The sequence below is a fragment of the Aliikangiella aequoris genome (genome assembly GCF_053709105.1).
Genome location: NZ_CM132298.1, coordinates 1121078 through 1148059, shown reverse-complemented (window position 1 = coordinate 1148059; position 26982 = coordinate 1121078). Strand labels below are relative to the sequence as shown.

The window sequence follows — 26982 nt, the reverse complement described above, 5'->3', positions numbered from 1 at the left end:
TATGTTCCAGAAATCTATTGTTCATTAAAATTAGTTTTTAACACGCCTTTTATACCAACAAGTAGCACAGTATCTTGGTCTAGTGCTATAGCATTAGCCAAATGCACTCTATCACTCCGCTGTGAAAGCTTAAAGCTATCTCCGTTGTCATCACTAATCAGCTGCGCTCCATCTGTGCCAACGATTAATAACCTTCCGTCGGCTAGCTTAGTCGACTCTTGCAGAACAGCGATAGTATTGGTCTCAATTTGATTCCAACTTTCCCCTAAATTAACCGATTTAAAAACATGTCCGCGTAAGCCCATAATAACTAATGTTTGCTCATTTAGCGCCTGAACATTAAAAAACGAACCGTCGTAAGGGCTATCTAATTTTCGCCAATTTTGCCCCAGGTCGCTCGAAATTGCTAAAAAGCCCAGTTCTCCGGCCATGACCAAGGTTTCACCATCATCTAAAGCGGCAACCGAGTAAAAGTGGGGAAACCCAATTTCTTCATCTTCAAGAGTTGCTTGATAAACAGGCTCCCAAGTGACTCCGCCATTTTCGGTTTGCATATATAAGCCATAGGCGCCTATGGCAATACCCTGTTGCTTGTTTTTAAACCAAATATCGAAAAATGCTGGCTGGTCTAAATTTTTACTCGCATGTTGCAAAGTCCAAGTTTCTCCAGCGTCATTGGTAAACAAAATATTTTGTTCGTGACCGACAGCCCAACCTGTTTGCCCGTCGAGGAAAAATAGTTTGGTCAACAGCGCCTCAGTAGGTACCAGTTTCTGCGACCAGCTTTCACCTAAGTCATCTGAAACAATAATATGGCCTCGCTCACCAACAGCAACCAAGCGTTTATTAGCCACTTGCTTTATGTCCATTAATAAACGTTCAGGTGCTTTTACTGCACGCGTGTTCAAAGTTACTTCTGCAGTTGCCCCAACGCTAAATAACATGAAAGCGCTGAAGATAGTAACTACAGTAATTTTTAAACCCAAAAATTTCATGAACTGATTAACCATCCATCGATTAGATTGTCGTTAAAATTTACGCTTAACTATTCGTTTTAAGTAAGTGTAGGGACAATTTGAATATAAATCACGAAAAAAGGTCGGCAATAAACCGACCTTTTCTTGTTTGGAGCCTTTTTCACTAAAAAAAATGACTTATTTTTTACCCGCTCTGCGCAGTGCAGCTGGAGTAAAGTCATTTTTGTCTCTTTTAGCAGAGAAGTCATACATTTCGTCTTCATTATCTAAGCCTAATGCCAAATAACGGCCGGACTTAAGATCGTGGAAAACCTCCAATGTAGACCATAATGTAGGCACTTCGTAATAATTGACCGCGTGAGACATTCCAACGCGCCACAGTTGATCTTGCGTGTCATAAATGTCAGTTATAGCAACTTGCCAGCTGTCTTCATCGATAAAGAAAACACGCTTTTTGTACTGGTGGCGAGTATCATCTTTTAAGTCAGCTTCTACAACCCAAACTCTATGAAGTTCATAGCGCACTAGATCTTGGTTAATATGCCCTGCACGAACAATGTCTTCGTATTTGACACTATCAGAATGTAACTTGTAGGTGTTATAGGGAATATATAGCTCTTTTTTGCCGACTAACTTCCAGTTATAACGGTTTGGTGCACCATTAAACATGTCAAAATCATCTGTCGTTCTAAGCCCATCTGCCGCTGTTCCTGGTGCGTCATAAGCAACATTAGGAGCTCGTCTAACTCGACGTTGACCAGTGTTGTATGTCCATGCTTGACGAGGCTTTTTAATTTGATCAAGCGTTTCATGAACCAACAGAGCGGTACCAGCTAATCTGGCTGGCGAAGTTACCCATTGCTTAAAGTAAAACAACATGTTGGTCTCTTCTAAATCTTCTGGCTTAGTCCCTTTCTTTGTATAGTGTTGATCGAGTTCGTCCTGGAACTTAACTAATGTGTAGCTTCCGTCTCTAAGCGGAGTAACTTGACCGGTATTACGGGTTACCGTTTCACCGCGATAGCGTACGATATGATTCCAAATAACTTCTAAACCCGATTTAGGAATAGGAAAAGGAAAGCCAACTGCAGCTTTACTTAAACCATTTCCACCTTCAACTAACTCCGCGCGCAATGAGTTTGCCTTGGTTTCATCGTAGACATGCTGCGGATAAGAAGCACTTCGACGAGTGAGATAAACATCCATTTTAAAAGTATCTGGATAAGCTTCAAATAATGCGATTTGACCAGGCGTTAAGTTATCTTTGTACTGCTCCATGTTGGCTTTAGTAATAGTAAACTTTACTTTATCACCAGCATAGGGATCAGGATGAAAGTCACCAGGCTTGTAACCCGCAGGTAATTGCGTAATACCGCCATTCCACTCAGGAATTGTGCCCGCGGCATTGCCGCTTTTCTCAGATCCCATTGGGGTGAGAGTGGTGCCCAATTTTGCTGCTTCTTCAGCAGAAACTTTTGCCATACATGCGCCAGAGGTTAATCCATAGCAAACCGCAGCGGCAATTATCGTTGTTGTAAACTTCTTACTTTTTAACATGTGTACATGTCCTTCTTAAAATGAATAACTGATGTTAGCCGCTAGAAAATCTCTATCGCCCATAAGGTTCGCTGTGCCTGCGCCGAAGAATGCAGAGTAACCAATATCTGCTTTCCATTTTGCCTGTAAATCAAAGCCAACACCTAAAGTTACAGCTTTACGATCTTCAACAAAATTGCTAATTGGCCCAGGTGTGGTACCGCTTACATCATGTTGGTAAACTATTCGGGGAGCAACATTCCATCCATAAAAGACATCGGTATAATCCCATTTACTAACTATTCGATATCCCCATGAAAAGTCGTCAGCAAAATTATTAGTTTCTACGCCTTCGCACTCCACGGGAACACCGCCGATACTGCAAGGTGAAGTGGGGTCAACAAAACCCAATCCGCGGCCAGCTCTATCAGGATTACCACTACGATTGGTACCTGGCGCGTTAAATCTTAGTTCAGATTGTTCTGGCATATCCATAATTTGGTTTGCGCCAATTTCAGCTAGTAATACCCACTGATCTGCGCCAAAAGTTGGCCCCATAAACTTTGTAAAGGTCGCTTGATACTGTACCGTATCAAATAAGCGATACCCAGAAATCTCGTCTCCTGGGGATGCGCCTCCTGGAATTTGTGAAGTTCCGCTTGGAATAGACCCTACAGGTTCTAAAGTAGCAAATAGTAGCTCAACATCGTCTATTTGGAGTGGCTCATCTTGACGGTAAGTCATTTCACCTGCGATAGAAATACCGCTATCAGTTGAAGTGTTAAAACTGAAACCGTACATTTGAATATTTTCTAGATACTCAAAAAAGCCCGTAACTTCAGTGCCGTTATGTGCATTTGCAGAAATAATAGGTCTTTTATTATGGTAGTTAACATAGTAAAAACCAAATTCAGTGTAATTTAAGTCTTCCGCTAGCCACGCTAACTTTACACCAAATTGACCGTCATCTTTAGCGTCTTTGTCATCTAAACGACGTGCAATAGTGCCTGGAGTGCCCTCGCCATATTGCGAAAATCCTAAATGGATGTCTGTGCCTGATTCACCGGTAAAATCTTGAGTAGCAAAATAGGTGCCGGGCTCGTCAGTTCTGAATTTTTCCCACTCAAACTGTACGAAAGCCTCTAAACTAAGGGTAGAAGTGAGATCTAAAGACGACCACAATGTATTGACAGGTAATAGTGCTTCTTTTAACTCAGAACCAGGTACTCGCAAAGCCGTTACATCCACCGCATTGATTTCTGATAAGCCATGCTGAATAAACGTGCTTTCACCCCAACTTATAACCTGTCGTCCGGCACGCGCTTGAAGCACACCGTCGCCAAAATCGAAAGTTTTATAAACATAAGCGTCTAACAAACGCATATCTTTACCTTGTTCGTCTAAGGCGGCATCAGAAATTGGTTTAGGACGTCTCCATGGATCTTGATTGAGTTCAACATCATAAAAAGCTGAACCACGCACAAAAAAACCAAAACCGCTGTCGTGTTCCATACCAAGCTCTGTAGTCACTTTAAACACTCGCGAGAACATTTGTCCTTTGTCGAAGTTTAAATTGCCATCGTCGCCATTGTTACTCCAAGCGCCGCGCGTCAGCTCTTGATTAGACCCTGGAATTGCCGATAACTCGCCAGGTCCTAAACCTAATAAGTTGGCATGACCAATTCTTTTCTCATCGCGATCTTCGGCACGCCAGCTCATACCTGCTGACACAGTAGTGTCCCACGAGCCGCTCCAAGTTTCAGTATTAAGCTCAATTGCCTGGACGCTTGTGACGGCAGACAAAGCTAGCGAAACTGCCACAACAGCTTTAGAGATATTAAGTTGGCAGTTTTTATTTAGCCCTTTTGTTATCATTTTATTACCTTCCCCATTGAAGAGCGGATTATGTAAATAGTTGTAGCTTAAACGACCAGTAGTGACGACTACTTTATACGTTATAGCCTTTCTTAAAGTTTAGTAAAATTTAACTTTGAGCAAAAGCCCATAAAAACCTATTATGGAAAATCATCCGACCAGTTTAAAGCTTTTTTTAATATTTTTTTTAATCTTTAAATTCAAACACTTACAAGACAGCAAAGTTGCTGCATTGCGTCAAAACTATGTTAATTTTACCAATTCGATCACTTTCCCCAAATTACTGTATCTTAGGCAAAAGTATCCGCAAATACCTAATTTAGTCACGTAAGGTTGCAACAAGTTTGCCGGGAAACGGACTTTTTTCCCATCGTCACTGACAACCAATACACTATGCACTTGGCCTCGGTAATACTTTAAGTACTCTTGTGCGGAGATATTTAACCTAAATCTTACTTCATTAACGCCTTGATTTTGCATATTTTAAATTTTCAAGCTGATCCCTAATACGGTCAATATTTCTATTATAATGCTCTACCTTTAATATTAGGTCTTCTTTATCTTCGATTAAGCGTTTATTTTCTCTCAGTAGCGCTCTTTTTTCCGAGCGAGAAATTTTCGCTTCAATCACTCGTTCTTCATTGGTTTCTATTTGTGACTCTATTAAGCTGATTTCATCTTCTACTTGATGTCTTTTACTTTCCCAAGATTTAATTTTTAAAGAAAGCTTATATACGGCTTTTCCTCCAACCACGCCTTTATTAAATTCAGCGGCTAATTGCCCTTTACAAACGCCGTTATGACGTCCGCCAGACTCTCCCACACGGAATCCATTGTGATAATTACAATACTCTTTAACTCCTTGTGTGTGGCCTTTTAAGTAGGCCTCTAAATTTGGCACCACTGAATACTCAGCACAAGCTTCACGATGTTGACTAATATAAGACGGTAGACGACCTTTAGCCCCATCAGCCATTCCAATAATATTCCAGTTTGCGTTTAAGCATTCGTCTTGGCTCAACGTCGCACAGCCACTTAAAACGCTGATAAAAATTACAGGTACCAAAAACCTTAGATATAAATTAGAACTCAAATGACATCCCCTAAATTAAGTAACAAACAGCACATCAAAATACACTATTTAAATTAAGACTACTAGCCGCTACGTTAAACTTGAAATTTGTAAACCTGTTAATCTTTCCGATTTAGTTCTTGAGCCAAGCATAGCCTAAGCCAGATGAACTCAATATTAACGATTAACTTAGGTCACTCAATTGCGAAGCTAGTATTTTTGCCTTTTGTTTAGTTCGTATTCCAGAAATTAAAGGAAACCATACCGCTAAAAGCGCAAAAGCAAAACCGCTCAACGGCACTAATTGCGCAGGCATGAAAAGCGCTAATATAATACAAAGCACACCACTAGCAGCGGCTCCACTCCACCCCAAAATAAAACTAGAACATTCAAAAGTCTCGTTAAAATTTAGCACAAGTTGCTCTTTAAGGTTCAACGCGTAGCGGTACATTTGCACAAATACCAAACAAATTGCAGAGAAACCGACGCCTAAAAATATAAACATAGTGCGCAATTCGTCTAAAGAGTTAATTTTAAAGCTTGAGGGTAAATACCCGTTAGTTAACCAAGCAAACATACCCGCAGCCATGGTTCGCATGGGATAAACATAGATTAATACTAGAATTAAAAGTGCGGTGCTAAGCACTACAACATAAGTTGTGTCTAGCCCAAATCGCCTACTCCATATATTATGAGTATGCCAAACCCACACTAATTGCACCACAGCAAAAATAAAAGCGGGAATTGTTTTAATCGCTAGAATCATTTCGTCAAACGATTGAGGAATCGCATCAAAAGAAATAACAAGCATTGTGACTGCAAATGCAAAAGCAGCATCAATAAAAGCTTCCAGCCGAGTTGTTTGAATCCCCCGCATTCGAAACCCTTTTTCACTTGGACACTCATTTAGAAATTTTTGAGTTAACAAAGCCATTAAAATTCCCTTAATATTTGGATCAATCATTTAATTAAGGAATATATATACCATAAATTTTAGGTATTTAAATCTAGCTTCTCACAACTAACTTAAGCAATAACGACTTAAAATACTCAAGCTGAGAGCTTAGCGATTCAATTCGCAGCACAAGTAACACTTAGTAAAATATTTATTGCAGACATAAAAAAACCGAGCAAGCTCGGTTTTTTTATTTGAAATGGCGCGCATGGAAGGAGTCGAACCTCCGACCGCCTGGTTCGTAGCCAGGTACTCTATCCAGCTGAGCTACATGCGCGTAAGGTATCTAACGTTGCCGTTAGAAGGTGCGGCATTATCCTTGTGTGATAGGTTAAAGTCAATACTAATTAAAACTAATTTTAAACTTTAACGACTAAGCCGCTATCCCACAAAACTTCATTTATTCCTTAAACAACAATTAATGGCGGAGAGAGAGGGATTCGAACCCTCGATGGGCTATAAAACCCATACTCCCTTAGCAGGGGAGCGCCTTCAGCCGCTCGGCCATCTCTCCAGGTATTAATTATTTGCTGATGTTTTGCGGGGGAGAATACTACCTGATTAAAACTAAAAATCAATCACTTTTTTGTATTTAAATCAGATTCTCTAAATAGAAGACTAAATCGTGAAAACTACTCGTCCGAAGACATCTCTTTTTCACGTTGAATTCGCATATAGATTTCTTCTCTGTGTACAGAAACTTCTTTGGGCGCATTAACGCCAATTCGTACTTGATTACCTTTAACGCCTAAAACCGTTACCGTAACCTCATCACCGATCATTAGTGTTTCGCCAACACGACGAGTTAAAATTAACATTGCCAATCTCCTCAAAAATTTGGCTGTATTTAAATACGCGTCCTACTTTTTATCTTCCCTTCCTAAGGGAGGCAATTATAACAATAGACTATTTCATAGTCACTGTATTAATTTTTAATTTCAGCACGTATTGTTCCTACTTAATATAATAGCAGTATTATTGCGCTTCGACCCAACTTTTAACCGCTTGTATTGCTTCACCTATAGCAGCTACGTTGGTTCCACCGCCTTGCGCCATATCGGGACGCCCGCCGCCTTTACCATCAACAATAGCGGCTAACTCGCGCATTAAGTTACCTGCGTGATATTGTTTACATAAATCTTTAGTCACGGCAGTAATTAATGTCACCTTATCATCATTAGCTGTCGCTAATGCGATAATGCCCGAACCAATTTTATCTTTTAGTTGATCAGACAAGGTTCGTAAGCCTTTATTATCAACCCCTTCGACTTTAACTGCTAACACCTTTACACCGTTAATTTCCTGCGCTTGAGATAATAAGTCCGACCCTTGTGAAGATGAAAGTTTTGATTTTAACTTGTCTATTTCTCTGTCTTGCTGCTTTGACTTAACCACTAATTGTTCTACTTTTTCGCTTAGTGACAAACGGTCGGTCTTTAAAGAGGACGCTAATTGATTAATTAACCAGCCTTGCTTTTGAGTATATTCAATGGCACTTGCCCCTGTTATCGCTTCTATTCGCCTTACGCCCGAGGCTATACCTTGCTCACTAACCACTTTAAATGCACCAATATCACCAGTACGCTTCACATGTGTACCACCGCAAAGTTCAACCGAGAATTCAGACATTTTTAAAACACGCACTTCGCTGCCATATTTTTCACCAAACAACATCATTGCACCAATTTGCTTGGCATCTTCAATGGAGGTGAGTTTAGTTTCTACCGGGTGGTTCTCGCGTATCTTTAAATTCACTAATTGTTCGATTTTAAATATTTCTTCTTGCGAAACAGATCCAGGGTGAGAGAAGTCAAATCTCAATCGCTCACTATCAACTAATGAGCCTTTTTGCTGAACGTGCTCGCCTAGTATTTTTCTTAAAGCCGCATGTAATAAGTGAGTTGCTGAGTGATTTAGCGCGGTTTCTTCACGATTCTTTTGATCAATTTCGGCAGTGGCTTTAGCACCGACTTTTACAGTGCCACTTCTAACAATGCCTTTATGCAAAAATGCTTCGTTTACTTTAATCGTGTCTTGTACTTCAAACTCAAAGTCGTCTGCATAAATGCGTCCCCTGTCGCCAGCTTGGCCACCAGACTCTGCATAAAAAGGCGAATGTAATATAACCAACGCAGCTTCCGTACCCGCAGTAATTGCATCGACTTTTCCGCCATCTATAACAATTTCACTTACTTGGGAGTTTGCACTTGAATCTGTGTAGCCGGTAAACTGTGTTTCACTTTTTAAGTCTAAATTGTCGTTATAGTCGTTACCAAATTGGCTACCTTGACGCGCTCTTTCGCGCTGCTCTTGCATACAAGACTCAAATCCTTCCATATCCACTGACAAACCTTTCTCCCTTGCTATATCAGCGGTTAAATCAACCGGAAAACCATAAGTATCATACAACTTAAATAAGGTTTCTCCCTGAATTTGTTGATTTTGCAAATCGGCGATATCTTGCTCAAGAATTTTCATACCTTGTTCTAAAGTACGCGCAAATTGTTGCTCTTCTTGTAATAAAATATCCATTATTTGCTGTTGTTGCTTCTTAAGATCAGGGTACGCCTGTCCCATTTGAGCCACTAACCCTGGTACTAGTTGATGAAAAAAGTGACTAGGGGCATTTAATTTATTTCCATGACGAATCGCGCGACGAATAATTCGACGTAACACATAGCCACGACCTTCATTACCGGGTATGACACCATCTAAAATCATAAACGAACAAGAACGTATATGGTCAGCAACCACTCTAAGCGACTGATTAGTATGATCTTTCACACCAATAACTTTGGCAATAAACTGTATTAAGTTAGCAAATAAGTCTATTTCATAGTTATTGTGTACGTGTTGCATTACTGCACTGATTCGCTCTAACCCCATGCCAGTATCTACCGACGGTTTTGGTAAAGGCTTCATACTGCCGTCTTTACTACGATTAAACTGCATAAAAACTAGGTTCCATATTTCTATGTAGCGATCACCATCTTCTTCTGGTGTGCCAGGAGGACCTCCTTCAACACCTTCACCATGGTCGTAAAAGATTTCGCTACAAGGACCACACGGACCAGTGTCACCCATCGACCAAAAATTGTCTTTATCACCTAATCTCGAAAAGCGGTTTTTATCTATGCCTATGTCGTTAAACCAAATATCTTCAGACTCTTTATCGTCTTTGTGGACAGTCACCCACAGTTTTTCGGCGGGCAGTTTAAGTTCTTGGGTTAAAAAGTCCCATGCAAATTGCATGGCTTCTTTTTTAAAATAATCACCAAAGCTAAAGTTGCCCAACATTTCAAAAAAGGTGTGATGGCGGGCGGTATAACCGACGTTTTCAAGGTCATTATGCTTACCGCCAGCTCGCACACACTTTTGCGAACTTGTGGCTCTGCTATAGCCTCTATCTTCTGTTCCAAGGAAACACTCTTTAAAAGGAACCATTCCTGCATTGGTAAACAACAGAGTAGGATCATTCCCCGGCACTAATGGGCTAGAATCAACGCGCTGATGCCCTTTGCTTTCAAAATAAGTTAAAAAGGCTTCGCGAATTTCGTTACTCGTCATGCTCACCTGATGTTTCTCCCAAAACTATAAATTTATTCATTGATGCGCGAATTTGCTGTGAGTCGAACCCGCGATACTGTAAAAATCTTTGTAATTGTCGATATTGCTTTAAATTCTGTTTAATCGGTGTAATGGCGACTTCAGCGTGTTGCGCTGACAACTCTTCAAAGTTTGCCGCCAAACTAGTTGTAACCATGGACCGTGTTTTTTTTATCAATACAGAGTCGCACAAGGCTTGCCAATCAACTTGTGCCTGTTGCATTGCTTGTTGGGCAAGCTTAGCATCAACTTGCTTTTGAGTAAGCTCATGGTTAATTCGCTGCTTACCGATGCCTCTGGCCGACTTAAACCGAATATAAGATTCGCAATAGCGAGACTCGTTTAACCAATTGTTAAGCTTCAAATACTCTAAGCATTCAGTAACTACACATGCATCAAAGCCCTTGCTCTGTAATTTTAGTGCTATTTCCTTGTTAGCATATTCTCGAACACCTAGTAATCGGCACGCATATTTGATTGCACGATTAAGCTGTTTGTTACTCTTTTTAGGTTGTTCGTCTTGGTTTAACATTTGAGTCTAAGCCATATTTCAAGCGCATAACCAATATCGCCCAAATTTTAAGTGAACGATATACAATCATCTAGTGGATTACAATAGAGAAAAGCCCTGCTTTGTACCATTAATAGGATAATCCCGCGGAATAAGCGAATCTATTAAACAATAAATGCGTTTTAACAATACGCAGGCTTTAGTTAGTTAATCTGTCAGCCTTTTATCCTATCAATTTACATTAACGTGGTGGAAACGCACTGAGCATTTCACTGGCGTTGTTTAGTTCAATTGTCATACGCTCTTCAGGTGTTCTATTGTTATAAATACCAAGCGGACTAGCAACACTACCTCGCCAAATAACTTGCTGTTTCTTAGGGTCAACAATGTCGAGTACTAAAGTACTTATTTTACGCTCAGTAACCACAGTAGTGGAGTTGCGTGGCCACCCTATAAAGCCGGGATGCATAGTATTAGGATAAATATAAGGATGGTAACCCCAAGTAGAATAAAAGCGATCTACATCAACCTTTTTATCTGTTACCACATGCGTTTTTAAAAGAAAATCAGCTTGTTGCACAGTTGCAGCCTTGCTAAACCCTTTTCTATTCAGAATAGTTTCAATGGCATTGATTTGTCTTTTTTGATCTAAAGTTAAAACTTTCTCAGCTTGCTCACTTTTGACCCATGCGTATTTTTTTAGCTGCGAAAAATTATAGTTCACATCGTAATCGTAAGTTACCGGAGGCTTAGACGCACAGCCAACCAGCACGGATAGTACCCCGACCAGCAAAATGCCGAATTTGATTGTTTGTAACATAACTGTTTAGCCCACCTTAACAATTGAGTAATTGATTAAATAAGACAATACTCTTTTCAAAGTTTGCCTTGCGCTTAGTATAACACTAGCTTTCAAAAATAGAATATCAGTGCGCAGTTTATACTAGTAGGCGCAAATTAAGCTGTTACAAGTAGATCACAATTAGACTGGCTAGATACTCATCGTATTCAAATGCAGTACACATTCGAAATAAGAGTATTTAAAGAGAGACATAAAAAATGGCCACTAAAGTAACAACCTTAGTGACCATTGCAATTAAAACGACTTAAAATCAGTCTTTAACTGGTTCTGCAGGAGCTTCCGCAGTTTTGGCTTGCGGGAGCAGCTTAGCTCTAATTTGCGATTCAATTTCTTCCGCGATTTCTGGGTTTTCTTTAAGGAAATCAGTCACTTTAGCTTTACCTTGGCCAATGCGGTCACCGTTATAGCTATACCAAGCACCCGCTTTGTCTACAAGACCTTCTTTTACGCCTATATCAACCACTTCACCCAATCGAGAGGTTCCCTGACCATAAAGAATTTGAAACTCTGTTTGCTTGAATGGCGGCGCCACTTTATTTTTAACCACTTTTACTCGAGTTTCGTTACCAATAACTTCGTCACCTTGTTTAACCGCGCCAATTCGACGAATATCAAGGCGAACAGAAGCGTAAAACTTAAGCGCGTTACCACCGGTTGTCGTTTCGGGGTTTCCAAACATTACCCCAATTTTCATACGAATTTGGTTAATAAAAATGACGGTACAGTTGGTACGTTTAATGTTTGCTGTTAGCTTTCTTAATGCTTGTGACATCAGTCGAGCTTGCAATCCCATATGAGAATCGCCCATATCACCTTCGATTTCAGCCTTTGGAGTTAAAGCCGCCACCGAGTCGATAATAACCAAGTCAACGCCGCCAGAGCGAACTAACATATCGCAGATTTCAAGGGCTTGCTCTCCAGTATCAGGTTGTGAAACGAGTAGCTCATTTAAGTTGACTCCTAGCGCTTCGGCATACTCTGGATCAAGTGCGTGTTCAGCGTCAACAAATGCAGCAGTACCACCCGCTTTCTGACATTCCGCAATTGCCTGTAGGGTTAAGGTTGTTTTGCCTGAAGATTCTGGTCCATAAATTTCAACAACTCTGCCTTTTGGAAAACCGCCAATGCCTAAAGCAATATCAAGCCCCAAAGACCCTGAAGAAATGGTACCAATTTTCTGCGCTTCCGCTTCTCCAAGACGCATTACTGAGCCTTTACCGAATTGTCGTTCTATTTGTCCTAATGCGGCATTTAACGCCTGTTTACGATTATCGTCCATTTTACTCTCCACAAAATTTGTTATCTAAATTAGGTTACAACTTAAACCGCCGATCCGTTTGCGACTATAGCTGCTTAAAACTCAGTTACGCCTGTCAGTTGCGTCAGCCTATTCTAGAGCGTAAAGAATCACCCCAAAAAACAAACACCACCCAAGCAACAGGCACTTATACTACACCTACTTATACCAGTAGGCAAATGTTAATTTTTTATTACCTTAATGGCTTAAGCGCCATCATAGTTTTTTTAGCTTGGCCTGGCTATGCTAGTTAAATAAATGCGTCGCTTTTTCAAGCATACTACTTAACAGCAAAGTGATTTTACTCTAGGGTTTGTTTTAGCCAGTCTCTAGCTTGATACCAGGCATAGCTCGCTTGCGCAGCCATAGGTCCAAATACTCCACCGTTCCAGGGTAGTCCCCAAGGCTTAAATTGTTGAATAGCGCTATTATCGCCGCATATAGCGCTAGCCAAAATTTCACCCGCTGCAGTGGTTGGTGCGACACCATGGCCCCCAAAGCCAATGCCATACCAAACATTCGAATCTACTTGGCCTATTTGGGCCATTTGATGACGAGAATATGCCATCCAACCGTCCCATGCATAGTCAACTTTAAAGTCACCTAAGTCTGGAAAAACCTTGTAAACATCATTTTTTAAATCTTGCTCTAAATCTTTAGGCCGTTTCGTGTTAGCGCTAATCCTACCGCCCCACAGCAAGCGCGAGTCTGGTAATGGGCGGTAATAATCAAACGCAAATCGTGTGTCATAGACCGCAGCTTTGGTTTTAAGCACGGATTCTAACCGATCAGCTAATGGCTCTGTGGCCATGACATAGGTTGCAATAGGTAAAATTGAGGATGCAACCTTTGGATAAAGGTTTTCAATATAGCCACCAGCGGCAATGACCAAATGTTCGCAGTGAATCTCCCCTGACTCAGTCTCTACCACGCTGCCACTACTGACCTTTTTAACTCGCTTTGCCGGCGTTGCTTCATATAGCTGGGCACCAGATTGAATAATTTTATGGGCAATTCCGTTAGCGTAATTTAAGGGATGAAAGTGCATCGCATTTTTTTCAAATAAACCACCGTGATAGCGCTTACTCATTATTTGCTTACTTAGCTGCTCTGGGGTTAAGTATTTCCATTCTACCTGCAACATTTTACGCATAAAGGCTTGTTCTTCGAGCAATAGGCTTTGATCTTTAAACCAATTGGCCCAAATCACCCCTTCATCAACTAAGTCACAATGAATTTGATAACGATTAATCCGCTGCCTTATTAAGTCTACCGCCTGAGTCGTAAATTGATAAAGCGCCTTGGCTTTTTCTTGCCCAACACGCTTAACTAATGCGCGCGGCCCCAGAGAGTAACCGCCAAACACAAAGCCACCATTGCGACCAGACGCTCCCCAGCCCACTTTATTTTTTTCTATGATGACAATATCTTTAACGCCACGCTCTAACAAACTCATTGCAGTCATTAAACCAGCGTAACCGCCACCAATAATACAAACCTTAGTGTGAATTTTAGGCTGAGAAAATGGGCTGAGATTTAAAGCCTGCTTTTGAGTCGCTGCATAGTAACTGTTAACGTGTTCGGTCTGCTTAATTTGAACCGTCATAATGACTTATTGTCCCCTTTTTAGTAAATGCTGAGAGTGTTCCTTACTCTTATTTTGGGTTATTTTACCCGCAATAAACTTACCCTGTATAGCAAATAAGCACTTATTTTTAGGGTTATATTGAGTCTTTTGTTAGTCCAATTAATTACCTAAGTTGCGCGTAGTACAGCAATATCTAAAACGAAGATACCAGTCATTATCGGCTTGGGCTTAGCCTTGATTGTTTCTCGCTACTATTCCAATTAGCTACAATTTCAGTACAATGTGGCAAATACTTAAGTTACGGTAATATTTAATGTCTGTTTCAATAAAAAATGCAGAGCAAATCGCAAAAATGCGGGTCGCTGGTCGGCTTGCTGCAGAAGTGCTAGAAATGATTGGCCCTTACGTTAAAAAAGGGGTTACAACCAATGAACTGAATCAAATATGTCACGACTATATTGTCAATGAGCAACAAGCGATTCCAGCACCGCTCAACTATAACGGTTTTCCTAAATCCATTTGTACCTCGGTAAATCATGTGATTTGTCATGGTATTCCCGCGGATAAGAAGCTCAAAGACGGCGATATTATCAATATTGACGTGACGGTTATAAAAGATGGCTTTCATGGCGATACATCAAAAATGTTTGTTGTAGGTAAACCAAGTGTACTCGCAGAGAAGTTAATAAAAGTTGCCCAAGAGTGCCTGTATATTGGTATTGACATGGTTAAGCCAGGCATAAAGCTTGGTGATATAGGACATGCTATTGAAACTCATGCTCACAAAGCACGCTTTAGCGTTGTGCAAGAGTATTGTGGTCATGGGATTGGTGAAGTGTTTCATGAAGAGCCCCAAGTATTACATTATGGCCGCCCAAACACAGGGGAAACACTGCAAGAAGGCATGACCTTTACTATAGAACCAATGATAAATGCCGGTAAACGGCATTCGCGTCTTCTCAAAGACGACTGGACGGTTGTAACTAAAGACAAAAGCCTATCAGCTCAATGGGAGCACACTTTACTGGTCACTGCTGACGGTGTCGATGTTTTAACCAAAAGACCAGATGAGCCATTCTAAATGGCTCGGTACTCAATTTATTTATGAAATCTAATTCGCGTACGACTTCGGTAAACAAAAAGCTCTCCGCTATACTCGACTTTGAGTCTCAGTCAATTTCAAGAGAAGAGCTTTTAGAAAAGCTCAAGCGCTACTTCCAATTATTAGAAGAGCACCTTAACAGCGAGTTTAAAAAAGGAACCAATGTACGCTCTTTAGTCCACTCTCGCACCCGATACGTTGATAAACTATTAGTTACTTTGTGGCACTACTATGGCATTAATAATCATGCAGCCTTAATCGCCGTAGGAGGTTATGGCCGAGGCGAATTACATCCGCAATCTGATATAGACATGCTAATACTTAGCGAAACGACTCTAGACCCCCACTACCAGCAGCCTTTAGAGTCTATAATTTCATTATTATGGGACTGCCACTTAAAGGTTGGCCAATCGGTTCGCTCGTTCGAGCAATGTATAGACTTGGCCAAGCAAGACCTTACTGTTGCAACCAATATTATGGAAGCGCGCTATTTATGTGGTGACAAAGCCATGTTTAACAAATTAAGAGCCGCTACCTCGCCCAGCCACATATGGCCTGCTCAAGACTTTTATCACGCAAAAATCGCCGAACAAAGAGCACGCTATAAAAAGTTTGACGGCTCGTCTTTCGATCTAGAACCCAATATAAAGTCTAGTCCTGGCGGATTAAGAGACATTCATTTAATTAGTTGGATTGCCCAAAGGACCTATTTCCCTAAATCACTCTACCAGCTAATTAAACAGAACCTCATTTCAAAAAAAGAATACTACACCTTAGTAAAATGTCAGCTGTATATTTGGCGAGTTCGCTATGCATTGCACATTGTTAGCGGAAAACCTGAAGATAGATTACTGTTTGATTACCAAAAAAACACCGCCAAGTTAATGGGGTTTAAAGACAGTAAAAATGCGCTTGGTGTCGAAAAAATGATGAAGCGCTACTATCGATCAGCATTAATTATTAGAAATATTTGTGACATTCTTATTCAAGTTTTAGAAGAAAACCTGCATCGAACCGATCAGCCAGAAATCGTAGCGCCCATTGATGAGCATTTTCAGATCGTCAATCAGCGCATAGATGCTATTGACCCTAAATTATTTGTAAAAAAACCCAGTCAGCTGCTTAAAATATTTCAGTATGTCGCTAAAGATAATGAAATTAAAGGGATAACAGCCTCTACACTAAGAGCAATTAGAGCGGCTAGACATAAAATCACCCCGTCGTTTCGCAACAAAAATAATAACAAACAGTTATTTGTAGAGTTCTGGCATATTTTGCATACTTCGCCGCGCGCAATGTTTCAAATGAAGCGAAGTGGCGTTTTGGCTGACTATTTAAACGCCTTTAAGCAAATCACTGGTCAAATGCAGTATGATATGTTTCACAATTACACGGTGGACGAGCATACTTTATTTTTGTTAAAAAACTTAAGCGAGTTTGCCGATCCTGAGAATAATCAGGCCTTTCCATTATGTAGTGAAATTATGCAACGCCAAAAACATCCAGAAATTATTTTTTTGGCGGGACTATTTCACGATATTGCTAAAGGCAGAGGTGGAGATCATAGTGAACTAGGCGCAATGGAAGCACGCAACTTTTGTATTAGCCATAGCATCGATCCTAAACACACAGCAATAATCGAGTGGCTGGTGGCTAACCACTTAGTTATGTCTATGGTTGCGCAAAAAAGAGATATATCTGACCCTAAAGTGATCAAAAATTTCGCTGAAATAGTTGAAAACCAAATGCGGCTAGAGTTGCTGTATATTCTAACGGTAGCCGATATTAGAGCAACTAGTCATAGCTTATGGAATTCGTGGAAAGACTCGTTACTTAAAAATTTATATTTGAATACGTCGGCTTACTTAAATCAAGACAACTCATCTTCTGCTGAAGTTTGGCAAGTTAACCGAACACAAGCTAAGAAATTATTAAATAAGCAAGGCTTTGACAACAAAAAAATAGATGCTTTATGGCAGTACTTAGATAGCCAATATTTTTCTAAACGCTCAGCGTCAAGTATCGCTTGGCAGTCTAAGCTGATTTTAGAGCAGCAAGGTGAAGATAATAACCGCATTGTTATTGGTATAAAAACAACACCACAAAAAAGTGGTAGTGAAATTTTTGTTTACAGCAAAGACAAAGATCATCTGTTCGCTGCGTTAACAGCCACACTTAGCCAACTGGGTTTAAGTATATTAGCAGCCAATATTTATACCGATCAAAGCGGTCACTGCTACGATAGTTTTTTTGTTTTAGACGAAAAAGGAAACTTGCTAAAAAATTCACAACTTAAGAACACGATTAAGCATGCCATTATTGAAAATATTGGGCAAACCGAAGACATGGAGTTATCGGTTCAAAGGCGAATGCCAAGACAATTAAAATATTTTTCAATCGATACTAAGGTAGAATTTTTCGACGATGAATATACAGGTTTTACTCGCTTAGAACTGACCGCAAGAGATCAACCGGGGCTGTTAGCCGCAGTCGGAAAAGCCTTTGTAAAAGCTAACATTCGCTTACACGAAGCCCGCGTTACCACACTAGGCGAGAAAGTTGAAGACACTTTTATTGTTAGCCAAAAAGATAACACCCCTATTTCTGATCAAAATAGTCGTGAAGAGATAATTCAAGAAATTAAACGTCAATTAGACAAGTAGGATAAAAACATGAAGCAATTAATTGAAACCATTGAAAGCGCTTTTGAAATGCGTGCAACGATTACACCACAAAACGTTGCCCCAGAAGTTGCTTCGGCAGTCGCTCGGACAATAAGCTTACTAGACAGTGGAGAGCTGCGAGTAGCTGAGCCTACCGACAGTGGTTGGCAAGTTAATGAATGGGCAAAAAAAGCAGTTTTACTTTCATTTAGAGTATTAGAAAACCAAAAAATTGACGCTGGACACACTCAGTTTTACGACAAAGTACCGTTAAAATTTGCGCAGACAAGTGAGCAAGAGTTTCAAAAAATGGGCGTTAGGGTCGTTCCTCAAGCGATTGTTCGCAATGGATGCTATGTTGCACCTAATGTAGTTTTAATGCCAAGCTACACCAATATTGGCGCTTATATTGACGAAGGCGCAATGATTGATACTTGGGCAACCGTCGGTTCTTGTGCACAAATTGGTAAAAACGTGCATCTTTCTGGCGGTGTTGGTATTGGCGGTGTGTTAGAACCACTTCAAGCTAACCCAACGATTATAGAAGACGACTGCTTTATTGGCGCGCGCAGCGAAATAGTTGAAGGTGTTATTGTAGAAAAAGGAAGCGTTATTTCAATGGGCGTATTTATTGGCCAAAGTACACGTATTTACAACCGAGAAAGCGGTGAAATTAGCTACGGCCGAGTACCTGCAGGCTCAGTAGTTGTTCCAGGAAGCTTACCCTCAGAAGACGGAAAGTATAGCTTAGCTTGTGCGGTTATAGTAAAACAAGTGGACGAGAAAACTCGCTCTAAAACTTCAGTAAATGAATTACTAAGAAGCATCGACTAAAACGCAAATGTCATCAATGGTTTCATTTGCAAAATGTAGACACACTTAATAAGAGACTTAAACATGCCTCAAGATTTAAAAATGTTTGGTATTAAAAACTGTGATACGGTCAAAAAAGCAAAAAAATGGCTTGAGAGCCATAAAATTGAGTTTGAGTTTTTCGACTTTAAAACCGTTCAACTTACCCCTCAACAAGTCAATATTTGGCTAGAAGAAGTGGGAGCAGAAAAATTAATTAACAAACGAGGAACGACTTGGCGGCAATTAACTGATGCGCAAAAAAACAATCAAGATAATGATTTTTTAGTTCAACTCATTATTGATAAACCAGCATTAATTAAACGCCCTTTAATTTCCTTTAATCATCAATTTGACGTTGGATTTAAAGTGCAAGACTGGGAAGCAAAGTTTTTAGCAAACTAATCAGCCCTCCAAATAGTCAATTTACAAAACACTAGTGAAAATATATGTCAAACAACTTACTCCAAGCCAGCACATTAGAACTGGCCAAAGATCTTATTTCAAGAGAGTCTGTCACGCCTACTGATGCAGGGTGCCAAGATTTAATCGAGCGTTTTCTTAACCTACTTGATTTTAAAGTTGAAAGAATGGACTTTGAAGATACCCAAAACCTTTGGGCTATTCGTCAAGACGCGCAGCCGGTTTTAGTTTTTGCCGGCCACACAGATGTGGTCCCCCCCGGAAACTTAGCCAACTGGATTTCTCCCCCCTTTGAGCCAACCATTAAAGATGGGCAATTATTCGGCCGAGGTGCCGCAGATATGAAAGGCTCTATTGCAGCAATGATGACCGCTACCGCGCGATTTGTAAAAGATTATCCAGAACATAAAGGGGCAATAGCTTTTTTGATTACCAGCGATGAAGAAGGCCCTTTTATTAATGGCACGGTTAAAGTAGTTGAAGCCTTAATGCAACGCCAACAAGCAATTGACTTTGCAATTGTGGGTGAACCATCGTCAACTCAACAACTTGGAGATGTCATTAAAATAGGTCGGCGCGGTTCGCTAACTGGTTGGCTTACGGTAAAAGGCATTCAAGGTCATGTTGCTTACCCTCACCTTGCCGACAATGCATTACATAAAGCCGCTTTATTAATCGATCAGTTGGCGAATATTGAATGGGATAAAGGCAACCAATATTTCCCTCCTACAAGCCTTCAGGTGACTCAAATAAACGCCGGAGAAGCTAGCAATGTGGTACCAGGAGAAGCACACTTGGAGTTTAACCTGCGTTACTCAACCGAACAAACTCAAGTAAAAATACAAAACCAAATTGAAACTTTAGTCAAACAGCACTGTAGCGACTTTGAACTCACTTGGAAGCTCAATGGTGAGCCTTTTATTACTCAATCAACGGAATTAATTCAAGCGGTGTCGCAAGCAGTCGAGTCAGTCTGTGGCATCAACCCTTCAGCAGAAACTAGCGGAGGTACCTCGGATGGACGCTTTATAGCTAAAACCGGAGCTCAAGTGGTCGAAATGGGGCCAATTAATGCCAGCATTCATCAAATCAACGAGAATGTAAATATTGACGACCTGAGTAAATTGAGCGACATTTACTATCTTACTTTAAAGCACCTACTTACCTAAAAGGTTAACAATGCAACTGACTTGGCAGCAATCGATTGGGCTTGAACAGTCTCATTTAGTTGACTTTAAATTGTCAGACAAGGCCGTTGTTCAAGTAAACCCTAACATTGTAACTGACCTGCAAAAGCTAATTAATGCCGCCCAAAAAGATGGTATTGAGATTGCGGTTATTAGCAGCTTTCGCTCCTTTGAACAACAACTTAAAATCTGGAACGAAAAGTGGTTAGGCCATCGCGCAGTGGTTTCACGCCATGGTAGAACTCTGCATATGGATGCGCTTTCGTCGATAGAAAAGTACAAAGCAATCAGTTTATGGTCGGCATTGCCGGGTCTTAGCCGACATCATTGGGGCACAGATTTAGATATTTTTGACCTTAATGCAATAAAAAACGGCCATAAAGTAGAACTGACCCCAGCGGAGTTTGCACCTAATGGGCCATGCGCAAAACTAGAAACTTGGCTACAAGCCAATTTAACTCAGTTTCAATTTTTTAGGCCTTATGCCGAATATAACGGTGGTGTAGCGCAAGAGCCTTGGCATATTTCTCACTTTTCAAGTGAGCAAATTGTGCAAAATTTCGATCATCAAAAATGCAAAAAAGCGCTAATGGAAAGTACCATTCAAAACAGTGAGTTTATTAGTCAGCAATATCAACATTATGTTAACAACTACTTTACCAATATCTCTCCTATAACGGCATAGCAAAGTTTTCATCATTAAATTTTCACCCACAAGTATTCTCATGTAGTCTAGGCTTAAGTACAGCGAAAGCTTGTTAAATTAGCATCCAAGGAGGCCTCAGTTGTCTACTGCCATTATCGTTATTATTTTAGTTTTCGCCTTTATTATTGGCGGCATGATCACTCTACTCAAAACGGCCAACAAATACCGCTTTCCTAAAAACTATGATAAGTCTAAAACAGGCTTCGATGATGAAGAGGATTGGGGTAGTTCAGATGAAGCGGAGCCCAAAACTCGGGAGCGCTCACCGCAAGATAAAGATTAACTTGCTACTGCCAGCTTAAGTGCATTTTGAAAAGCAGATTTGTTGACCGGCTTGTGGATCACCATGAGCATTCCTGCATCTTTAAACTGTTGCTCTGCTTCTACTGAAGTGTTGGCCGTAAGGGCTACTATTGCGGGTTTGTGAGGTAAATTAGCTAAGATATGTTTAGTTGCTTCTAGTCCGTCGATTTCAGGCATTTGAATATCCATAAAGACTAAATCAAACTTGTGCTGGCTGCACATTTCTTGTGCTTCGCGACCATTAGAGGCGGTCAATATTGAGTCTGGAGCAACCCCTAAAGCTTTTAAGTAAGCACAGGCTACTCTTAAGTTGATGTCATTATCGTCAGCGACTAACAATTGCATTATTTTAATTCTACTAAGGTTAAGGATAATACTGTATGCTGCATCCTTACTTGAACACCATTATAATGCCCGATTAATAACGGCTTTTGGCTCCATTCATCTCAATAAGCATAGATCAAAAATACGCAATAAGCATCAAATACTAAAAATTATTATCCATTTTTAGTATATTTTTAGCTTTTTTACGATAACTTTAACGCAAAAATTAACATGTTAACTGACTTCCAGCCTCTTCAATCTCTCAACTTAAAGCGTTTTCCGCCCTCTTCCGATAAATCGCTCAGGGCCTGGAGCGCAGCTGATGAACTCTTACTAGAGCATTTAAAAGAGCTTAAAATTAGCCCTGAAAGCAACATTTTAATCGTTAATGACGCGTTTGGCGCTTTGAGCGTTTCACTCGCTCACTTTAATCCGACAGTTTGGGTAGATTCATTACAGTCTAAAATAGCCATTGAGAACAACTTAAGTCATTTAAACCTTACTAAACAGGTTAATTTTCTGGAGTTTACGCCTAGTTTTAACCCACAGCTACTAATCCAGAATATTGCAACAGCGAAACCTTTCGATTTAGTGGTTATGCAAGTGCCTAAGCACAATAGCCTGCTAACCTACCAGCTTGCTCAATTAAAACAATGGCTTACACCGAATGCTCAAATAATTGCGACGGGTATGACTAAAACGATACATAACAGCAACTTGCAAATTTTTAGCAAAGTCATTGGTACAACGCGAACATCATTAGCCAAAAAGAAAGCAAGGCTAATTTTTTCTAAATACCAAAACCAAGTCAAAACTGAAGTCTATCTTAAAAGTTATCAAACCCATCCAGATAACCTCGAAGTGCTTGGATATCCGGGCGTATTTTCTCGTGCAAAGTTAGATTTAGGTGCGGCGGTGATGCTGAAACACCTGCCGCAACTGACTGCCAATCAAAATGCTTTAGATTTGGGTTGTGGCAATGGTGTACTTGGCGCAACTTTAGCCAAAAGATCACCTAGCGCAAATATTTATTTGGCGGACGAGTCTTTCTTAGCGGTAGCGTCCGCAAAAGCAACCTTTGCGGTTAACAAACTGAGTAATGGACAATTCTTTCATAGTGACGTGTTATCTCAGGTAAACACTCCAAAGCTCGACGTTATTGTATGCAATCCGCCGTTTCATCAACAAAATGTTCAAACTCTGAGTATTGCCCAAAAAATGTTCAAGCAATCTGCAAAAGCGTTAAACAGCACAGGAGAGTTGCGAGTTGTGGCGAATAGACACTTAAAGTACGCAGGTGAACTCAAACGCTTATTTCATCAGGTTAAGCCGATATCTAATGACCCCAAGTTTATCGTGTGGCAGGCATCAGAGCCTCGGCGCTAGAGTTAATCTATGAATTTAATCTCTTAAAACCTGAATTTAAGCTCTTAAACTCTGTTACATAAATCAGCAACAATAAATTACCTTCTACCTCACAAGCCTGTTAAAATGTTCGCCTAAAAAATAGCGTAAAGTTAATTTCAAATCGACTTTATACATAACCTAAAATAGATAATACAAGGACCCAAAAATGCGTGTACAGATGCAATCTGTTTTTTTACTTTGCTTACTTAGTTTGTTCATCGGCGGCTGCTCACCGGCAAAGCTAAACTATCGTATTGATCCAGAAATCGGCAATACCCAAAGCTTACAAAAATTAGCTAAGCTTGTTGCCATTGACGTTACAGACAGCCGCAGCGACGTGCAGCAAAAGTCTAGCGATACAATTATGTATGTACCAGGCCCCGCTAACACGGCAGAAACTTTACGAAATAAACTAATTAACAAGTTCAAAAGTAACCAATTTAAAATTATTAGCAATAAATTGCTCGCCGATCTGGCGATTGAGTTAGAAATAGAAACACTTGAAACCAAAATAGAAAAATCATTTTTTAAGTCAACCGTTCAAGTTACATCGCATTTACGCTTAAAAGCGAACAAACAAAGCAAAAAGTTTGAAAAGCTATTTAAAAATCGTAGTCAACAAGAAATCGCTAACCCAGCCTCTGAGCTTGATGTTACAGGTGCCGTAAACCAATTGCTTAGCGAACAGCTAGCGAGTATTTTAAATGATCCAGGATTATTAGACTTAGCCGCAGCGCAAGACTAACAATCTTAAATAGAGATAATAGAGCAGCGTAGCGTTTAATAGAACGCTACTTTATCCTCTATTTTAAGCCGCTAGTCGAAAGAATTTGTAAATTAGCTTTGTTTTTATCAATTTATAAATTTTTTCTCCCATTTTTTAATCACTTAGTCCATAATTATGGCGTATTCACCTATAAGAGAGAGAACCATGAGAAAGTTACTGAGCGTTTTAGCGATTGCAAGTATTGCATCAATTCCAGTCGCCCAAGCAGATATAGCAGGCTTTGAAGTTGGCGCATATCAATGGAGTACAGACTATGACGGAACAATTTCTTCTGATTCAGGTAATGTTTTAGGCGACGAAATTAACCTAAGAGACGACTTAGGCTACACCGACGATAAAAACAATATCATTTGGGCCTCGTTAGAGCACCCATTGCCATTTATTCCTAACTTTAAATTAGTATCATCAGATATTAATGCTTCTGCTACCAATACGTTAGTTAGAGAAATCCAATTTGCCGGAGAAACCTATAGTGCTAACGCCGATGTAGCAACCACGGTCGACCTAAGCAATATTGAATATACCTTTTATTATGAAATTCTAGACAATTGGGTTAATTTAGATTTAGGTTTAACCTTACGCCAATATGATGGTGAAGTTTCTCTGCGCACCCTTGATTTGCCTAATAATCTTGACGAGCGTGAAAATATCGACTTCACTATTCCGCTAGTTTATGCCAAAGCACGATTTGATCTACCTTTTACCGGTTTTTTCATTGATGCAGAGTTAAACGCTATCAGTTATGACGACGACTCAGTATCAGACATGCTTATTGCACTTGGTTATGAGAGTGATATCGGGTTTGGCGCAAAACTCGGTTACAGAACTTTTGATTTAGATGTTGTAGACGACCAATTTACTGCAGACGTTACCTTTGACGGAGCCTATGTGAGTGCCTTCTATCACTTTTAACGCCTCAGAATGACCCGCTAGCTACATTTAGGCGAGGTTTATTAAGCAATAAAAAGGGAACCAGGCCACTGATTCCCTTTTTTAATTCCTACAGAAAAAGCTAATGCAAAATATTTTAGAAATTATTAACCTAAGTAAAGAGTTTAACGACACAGTTGCGGTAAATGATATTTCGTTTAACGTTAAACGTGGTCAATGCTTTGGTTTACTTGGTCCAAATGGCGCGGGAAAAACCACAACAATTGAAATGATGGAAGGCATTTTAAAGCCTACGAGCGGGAAGATTTTATTTAATGCACAGCCACTAGGAAAAAACTATTATCATAATATTGGTATTCAATTCCAACACACCGCAATTCAAGACTTTTTAACCGTACAAGAAACATTAACCATGTTTGCGAGCTTTTATAAGAAGTCGCTTTCTCAAGACTATTTAATTGAAACCTGCGCACTGCAAGAAATTTTAAACAAAGATACGCGAAAGCTATCCGGCGGTCAGCGGCAACGGCTTTTATTGGCATTAGCCATGCTCAATGATCCAGACATTATATTTTTAGATGAGCCAACTACAGGTCTAGACCCTCAATCACGACGTAATTTTTGGCAACTAATAGAAAACATTAAATCACAACGCAAAACCATTTTGTTAACCACTCACTATATGGAAGAAGCTGAAACCTTGTGTGATGAAATATTGATTATTGATAAAGGTCAAATAATCCAGCAAGGCTCGCCACAAACTATGCTACAACAACACTTTTCTGGAGTGATCGCTTCACTACCCGCCATTACTAGCGATGCATTAAATTTAGCCAGTGTCGCATACAATCAAGTTAAGCACTCTCTAGAAATAGAGAGCAACGATATTGATAAAACCATTAAGCATTTACTTGAAAATCAAGTACCGCTAGACGGACTACAAGTCCGCTCACCAAACTTAGAAGACTTATTTATAAAGTTAACCGGACATCAACTACGCCAGTAAGAGCAATAACATGAATAAATTTTTTGCTATATTTGTTGCAAGAAACAAAGAATTTGTCAGAGATCGAGCATCGCTATCGTGGAATTTTATCTTTCCGATTTTACTATTGCTAGGCTTTTCATTTATGTTTTCTAATGATGGCAGAGCTTTATATAAAATAGGAGTTGTCCAGTTACCAGCGAAACAAGCTGAGTCCACTCCTTCTGAATCTGCAAGCGATTTTTTAAACTTAAAATATTTCGACTTCATTCATTATGACAATAGGTCTGATGCCATACTCAAGGTCGACCAACATAAAATCGATCTACTGGTTGATTTTAACACGCAACAATACTGGGTAAATGAAACCTCTTCTAAGGGGTATATTGCAGAGCAGCTATTATTAGCGGATAACCATCAAATGCAGCGTAGTGCAACTAGCGGCAAAGCCATTCGCTATGTTGATTGGGTCATGCCTGGAATATTAGGTATGAACATGATGTTTAGTTGTCTGTTTGGCGTTGGCTATGTCATCGTAAGGTATCGCAAAAATGGCGTACTTAAACGTTTTCAAGCGACGCCATTAAGTGCACTTGAATTTTTGTCGGCACAAATTCTTTCACGTTTAGTTATCGTCATGTGCGTTACATCTTTGTTATTTGTTGGCAGTAATTTTTTACTCGATTTTTATATTATTGGCGATATTTTAAACTTGTTTATCATTGCCCTGGTTGGCTCGATTAGTTTAATTGCGCTTAGCTTAGTGATTGCTTCTCGCTCCAGCAGTGAAGAGTTTACTGGCGGCATGCTTAACTTTGTTTCTTGGCCCATGATGTTTTTAAGTGGCGTTTGGTTTTCGTTAGAAGGCAGCTCTGAATTAATTCAAAACCTTGCTAATATTTTTCCACTTACCCATATATTAGAAGCGGCAAGAGAAGTCATGACCGATGGCGCCGGTTTGGCAGATATATCAGATCACCTGTTAATATTGTTTGTTATGAGCGCAGTTTTTCTTAGCTTGGGCGCAATGCTATTTGATTGGGGTAGCAATCGCACTTAAGCGTTGTAACTCA

25 protein-coding genes and 2 tRNA genes are annotated in these 26982 nt (G+C 40.1%); 12 read left to right on the top strand and 15 right to left on the bottom strand.

The window, feature by feature from the left end; genetic code table 11:
- Positions 1-14 precede the first annotated feature (14 nt).
- The 14 genes from ACUR5C_RS05085 to ACUR5C_RS05020 all read right to left on the bottom strand — a co-directional run bounded on the left by ACUR5C_RS05085 (position 15) and on the right by ACUR5C_RS05020 (position 14297).
- Positions 15-944 carry a WD40/YVTN/BNR-like repeat-containing protein gene (locus ACUR5C_RS05085; RefSeq protein ID WP_454467278.1) on the bottom strand — a complete coding sequence of 310 codons (930 nt, stop codon included), beginning with the start codon at positions 942-944 and terminating at the stop codon, positions 15-17.
- 210 nt (positions 945-1154) lie between these two features.
- Positions 1155-2534 (bottom strand): DUF1329 domain-containing protein, encoded by a 1380-nt coding sequence (locus ACUR5C_RS05080; RefSeq protein ID WP_454467277.1) that lies wholly within the window; start codon positions 2532-2534, stop codon positions 1155-1157.
- 15 nt (positions 2535-2549) lie between these two features.
- A complete protein-coding gene (locus ACUR5C_RS05075; protein WP_454467276.1) occupies positions 2550-4388 on the bottom strand; it encodes a DUF1302 domain-containing protein in 1839 nt (612 codons plus the stop codon).
- A gap of 243 nt (positions 4389-4631) precedes the next feature.
- Entirely contained in the window at positions 4632-4868 is a 237-nt protein-coding gene (locus tag ACUR5C_RS05070) for a DUF2835 family protein (RefSeq protein ID WP_454467275.1), read from the bottom strand.
- Complete coding sequence (locus ACUR5C_RS05065; RefSeq protein WP_454467274.1) at positions 4849-5481, bottom strand: DUF2799 domain-containing protein; 633 nt, start codon at positions 5479-5481, stop codon at positions 4849-4851. Before ACUR5C_RS05065 ends, ACUR5C_RS05070 begins: the two co-directional genes overlap by 20 nt.
- Positions 5482-5644: 163 nt before the next feature.
- Positions 5645-6394 carry a TMEM175 family protein gene (locus ACUR5C_RS05060; RefSeq protein WP_454467273.1) on the bottom strand — a complete coding sequence of 250 codons (750 nt, stop codon included), beginning with the start codon at positions 6392-6394 and terminating at the stop codon, positions 5645-5647.
- A gap of 221 nt (positions 6395-6615) precedes the next feature.
- Positions 6616-6692: transfer RNA gene (locus ACUR5C_RS05055), tRNA-Arg, on the bottom strand.
- 145 nt (positions 6693-6837) lie between these two features.
- Positions 6838-6929, bottom strand: a tRNA-Ser gene (locus ACUR5C_RS05050).
- A gap of 118 nt (positions 6930-7047) precedes the next feature.
- Positions 7048-7233 (bottom strand): carbon storage regulator CsrA, encoded by a 186-nt coding sequence (csrA, locus tag ACUR5C_RS05045; RefSeq protein WP_353896571.1) that lies wholly within the window; start codon positions 7231-7233, stop codon positions 7048-7050.
- Positions 7234-7390: 157 nt separating this feature from the next.
- Positions 7391-9982, bottom strand: coding sequence for an alanine--tRNA ligase (gene alaS / locus ACUR5C_RS05040; RefSeq protein ID WP_454467272.1), 2592 nt, complete (start codon positions 9980-9982; stop codon positions 7391-7393).
- Positions 9972-10553: a regulatory protein RecX gene (locus ACUR5C_RS05035; RefSeq protein ID WP_454467271.1), complete on the bottom strand. Its 582-nt coding sequence runs from the start codon at positions 10551-10553 to the stop codon at positions 9972-9974. The genes alaS and ACUR5C_RS05035 overlap by 11 nt, the downstream gene beginning before the upstream one ends.
- Positions 10554-10773: 220 nt before the next feature.
- On the bottom strand, positions 10774-11352 hold the full coding sequence (locus ACUR5C_RS05030) for a DUF4136 domain-containing protein (protein ID WP_454467270.1): 579 nt from the start codon (positions 11350-11352) through the stop codon (positions 10774-10776).
- Between the two features lie 292 nt (positions 11353-11644).
- Positions 11645-12673, bottom strand: coding sequence for a recombinase RecA (recA, locus tag ACUR5C_RS05025; RefSeq protein ID WP_454467269.1), 1029 nt, complete (start codon positions 12671-12673; stop codon positions 11645-11647).
- A gap of 319 nt (positions 12674-12992) precedes the next feature.
- Positions 12993-14297 carry an NAD(P)/FAD-dependent oxidoreductase gene (locus tag ACUR5C_RS05020; protein WP_454467268.1) on the bottom strand — a complete coding sequence of 435 codons (1305 nt, stop codon included), beginning with the start codon at positions 14295-14297 and terminating at the stop codon, positions 12993-12995.
- Between the two features lie 295 nt (positions 14298-14592).
- On the opposite strand from ACUR5C_RS05020, the gene map reads away from it, so the two are divergent.
- The 7 genes from map to ACUR5C_RS04985 all read left to right on the top strand — a co-directional run bounded on the left by map (position 14593) and on the right by ACUR5C_RS04985 (position 21495).
- Positions 14593-15360: a type I methionyl aminopeptidase gene (gene map / locus ACUR5C_RS05015; RefSeq protein WP_454467267.1), complete on the top strand. Its 768-nt coding sequence runs from the start codon at positions 14593-14595 to the stop codon at positions 15358-15360.
- Between the two features lie 23 nt (positions 15361-15383).
- Positions 15384-18044 (top strand): [protein-PII] uridylyltransferase, encoded by a 2661-nt coding sequence (gene glnD, locus ACUR5C_RS05010; RefSeq protein ID WP_454467266.1) that lies wholly within the window; start codon positions 15384-15386, stop codon positions 18042-18044.
- A gap of 9 nt (positions 18045-18053) precedes the next feature.
- Positions 18054-18878, top strand: coding sequence for a 2,3,4,5-tetrahydropyridine-2,6-dicarboxylate N-succinyltransferase (dapD, locus tag ACUR5C_RS05005; RefSeq protein WP_454467265.1), 825 nt, complete (start codon positions 18054-18056; stop codon positions 18876-18878).
- 63 nt (positions 18879-18941) lie between these two features.
- Positions 18942-19301 carry a Spx/MgsR family RNA polymerase-binding regulatory protein gene (locus tag ACUR5C_RS05000; protein ID WP_454467264.1) on the top strand — a complete coding sequence of 120 codons (360 nt, stop codon included), beginning with the start codon at positions 18942-18944 and terminating at the stop codon, positions 19299-19301.
- A 44-nt stretch (positions 19302-19345) separates the two neighbouring features.
- Entirely contained in the window at positions 19346-20488 is a 1143-nt protein-coding gene (gene dapE, locus ACUR5C_RS04995) for a succinyl-diaminopimelate desuccinylase (protein ID WP_454467263.1), read from the top strand.
- Positions 20489-20498: 10 nt separating this feature from the next.
- Entirely contained in the window at positions 20499-21191 is a 693-nt protein-coding gene (locus tag ACUR5C_RS04990; RefSeq protein WP_454467262.1) for a M15 family metallopeptidase, read from the top strand.
- Between the two features lie 100 nt (positions 21192-21291).
- Complete coding sequence (locus tag ACUR5C_RS04985; protein WP_454467261.1) at positions 21292-21495, top strand: DUF2897 family protein; 204 nt, start codon at positions 21292-21294, stop codon at positions 21493-21495.
- Here the strand turns inward: ACUR5C_RS04985 and ACUR5C_RS04980 are convergent.
- On the bottom strand, positions 21492-21860 hold the full coding sequence (locus ACUR5C_RS04980; RefSeq protein WP_454467260.1) for a response regulator: 369 nt from the start codon (positions 21858-21860) through the stop codon (positions 21492-21494). The two genes, ACUR5C_RS04985 and ACUR5C_RS04980, sit on opposite strands and share 4 nt — an antisense overlap.
- Positions 21861-22070: 210 nt before the next feature.
- Here ACUR5C_RS04980 and ACUR5C_RS04975 point away from each other — a divergent pair, with 210 nt between their 5' ends.
- The 5 genes from ACUR5C_RS04975 (at position 22071) to ACUR5C_RS04955 (ending at position 26969) form a co-directional block, all read left to right on the top strand.
- Positions 22071-23225 (top strand): methyltransferase, encoded by a 1155-nt coding sequence (locus ACUR5C_RS04975; protein ID WP_454467259.1) that lies wholly within the window; start codon positions 22071-22073, stop codon positions 23223-23225.
- Positions 23226-23412: 187 nt separating this feature from the next.
- On the top strand, positions 23413-23991 hold the full coding sequence (locus tag ACUR5C_RS04970; protein WP_454467258.1) for a YajG family lipoprotein: 579 nt from the start codon (positions 23413-23415) through the stop codon (positions 23989-23991).
- Between the two features lie 186 nt (positions 23992-24177).
- On the top strand, positions 24178-24945 hold the full coding sequence (locus tag ACUR5C_RS04965; RefSeq protein WP_454467257.1) for a TIGR04219 family outer membrane beta-barrel protein: 768 nt from the start codon (positions 24178-24180) through the stop codon (positions 24943-24945).
- Between the two features lie 103 nt (positions 24946-25048).
- Positions 25049-25930 (top strand): ABC transporter ATP-binding protein, encoded by an 882-nt coding sequence (locus ACUR5C_RS04960; protein ID WP_454467256.1) that lies wholly within the window; start codon positions 25049-25051, stop codon positions 25928-25930.
- A gap of 10 nt (positions 25931-25940) precedes the next feature.
- Complete coding sequence (locus tag ACUR5C_RS04955; protein ID WP_454467255.1) at positions 25941-26969, top strand: ABC transporter permease; 1029 nt, start codon at positions 25941-25943, stop codon at positions 26967-26969.
- The last annotated feature ends 13 nt before the right edge of the window (positions 26970-26982 follow it).

What these genes read in the sequence shown, in the direction of transcription:
- glnD (WP_454467266.1), top strand. Translation starts at nt 15,384, where the DNA reads ATGAAATCTAATTCGCGTACGACTTCGGTAAACAAAAAGCTCTCCGCT.
- ACUR5C_RS04990 (WP_454467262.1), top strand. Translation starts at nt 20,499, where the DNA reads ATGCAACTGACTTGGCAGCAATCGATTGGGCTTGAACAGTCTCATTTA.
- ACUR5C_RS04955 (WP_454467255.1), top strand. Translation starts at nt 25,941, where the DNA reads ATGAATAAATTTTTTGCTATATTTGTTGCAAGAAACAAAGAATTTGTC.
- ACUR5C_RS05030 (WP_454467270.1), bottom strand. Translation starts at nt 11,352, where the DNA reads ATGTTACAAACAATCAAATTCGGCATTTTGCTGGTCGGGGTACTATCC.
- dapE (WP_454467263.1), top strand. Translation starts at nt 19,346, where the DNA reads ATGTCAAACAACTTACTCCAAGCCAGCACATTAGAACTGGCCAAAGAT.
- map (WP_454467267.1), top strand. Translation starts at nt 14,593, where the DNA reads ATGTCTGTTTCAATAAAAAATGCAGAGCAAATCGCAAAAATGCGGGTC.
- dapD (WP_454467265.1), top strand. Translation starts at nt 18,054, where the DNA reads ATGAAGCAATTAATTGAAACCATTGAAAGCGCTTTTGAAATGCGTGCA.
- csrA (WP_353896571.1), bottom strand. Translation starts at nt 7,233, where the DNA reads ATGTTAATTTTAACTCGTCGTGTTGGCGAAACACTAATGATCGGTGAT.
- ACUR5C_RS04960 (WP_454467256.1), top strand. Translation starts at nt 25,049, where the DNA reads ATGCAAAATATTTTAGAAATTATTAACCTAAGTAAAGAGTTTAACGAC.
- ACUR5C_RS04970 (WP_454467258.1), top strand. Translation starts at nt 23,413, where the DNA reads ATGCGTGTACAGATGCAATCTGTTTTTTTACTTTGCTTACTTAGTTTG.
- recA (WP_454467269.1), bottom strand. Translation starts at nt 12,673, where the DNA reads ATGGACGATAATCGTAAACAGGCGTTAAATGCCGCATTAGGACAAATA.
- ACUR5C_RS05070 (WP_454467275.1), bottom strand. Translation starts at nt 4,868, where the DNA reads ATGCAAAATCAAGGCGTTAATGAAGTAAGATTTAGGTTAAATATCTCC.
- ACUR5C_RS04980 (WP_454467260.1), bottom strand. Translation starts at nt 21,860, where the DNA reads ATGCAATTGTTAGTCGCTGACGATAATGACATCAACTTAAGAGTAGCC.
- ACUR5C_RS05020 (WP_454467268.1), bottom strand. Translation starts at nt 14,297, where the DNA reads ATGACGGTTCAAATTAAGCAGACCGAACACGTTAACAGTTACTATGCA.
- ACUR5C_RS05085 (WP_454467278.1), bottom strand. Translation starts at nt 944, where the DNA reads ATGTTATTTAGCGTTGGGGCAACTGCAGAAGTAACTTTGAACACGCGT.
- ACUR5C_RS05060 (WP_454467273.1), bottom strand. Translation starts at nt 6,394, where the DNA reads ATGGCTTTGTTAACTCAAAAATTTCTAAATGAGTGTCCAAGTGAAAAA.
- ACUR5C_RS05000 (WP_454467264.1), top strand. Translation starts at nt 18,942, where the DNA reads ATGCCTCAAGATTTAAAAATGTTTGGTATTAAAAACTGTGATACGGTC.
- ACUR5C_RS04965 (WP_454467257.1), top strand. Translation starts at nt 24,178, where the DNA reads ATGAGAAAGTTACTGAGCGTTTTAGCGATTGCAAGTATTGCATCAATT.
- ACUR5C_RS05035 (WP_454467271.1), bottom strand. Translation starts at nt 10,553, where the DNA reads ATGTTAAACCAAGACGAACAACCTAAAAAGAGTAACAAACAGCTTAAT.
- alaS (WP_454467272.1), bottom strand. Translation starts at nt 9,982, where the DNA reads ATGACGAGTAACGAAATTCGCGAAGCCTTTTTAACTTATTTTGAAAGC.
- ACUR5C_RS05080 (WP_454467277.1), bottom strand. Translation starts at nt 2,534, where the DNA reads ATGTTAAAAAGTAAGAAGTTTACAACAACGATAATTGCCGCTGCGGTT.
- ACUR5C_RS05075 (WP_454467276.1), bottom strand. Translation starts at nt 4,388, where the DNA reads ATGATAACAAAAGGGCTAAATAAAAACTGCCAACTTAATATCTCTAAA.
- ACUR5C_RS04975 (WP_454467259.1), top strand. Translation starts at nt 22,071, where the DNA reads ATGTTAACTGACTTCCAGCCTCTTCAATCTCTCAACTTAAAGCGTTTT.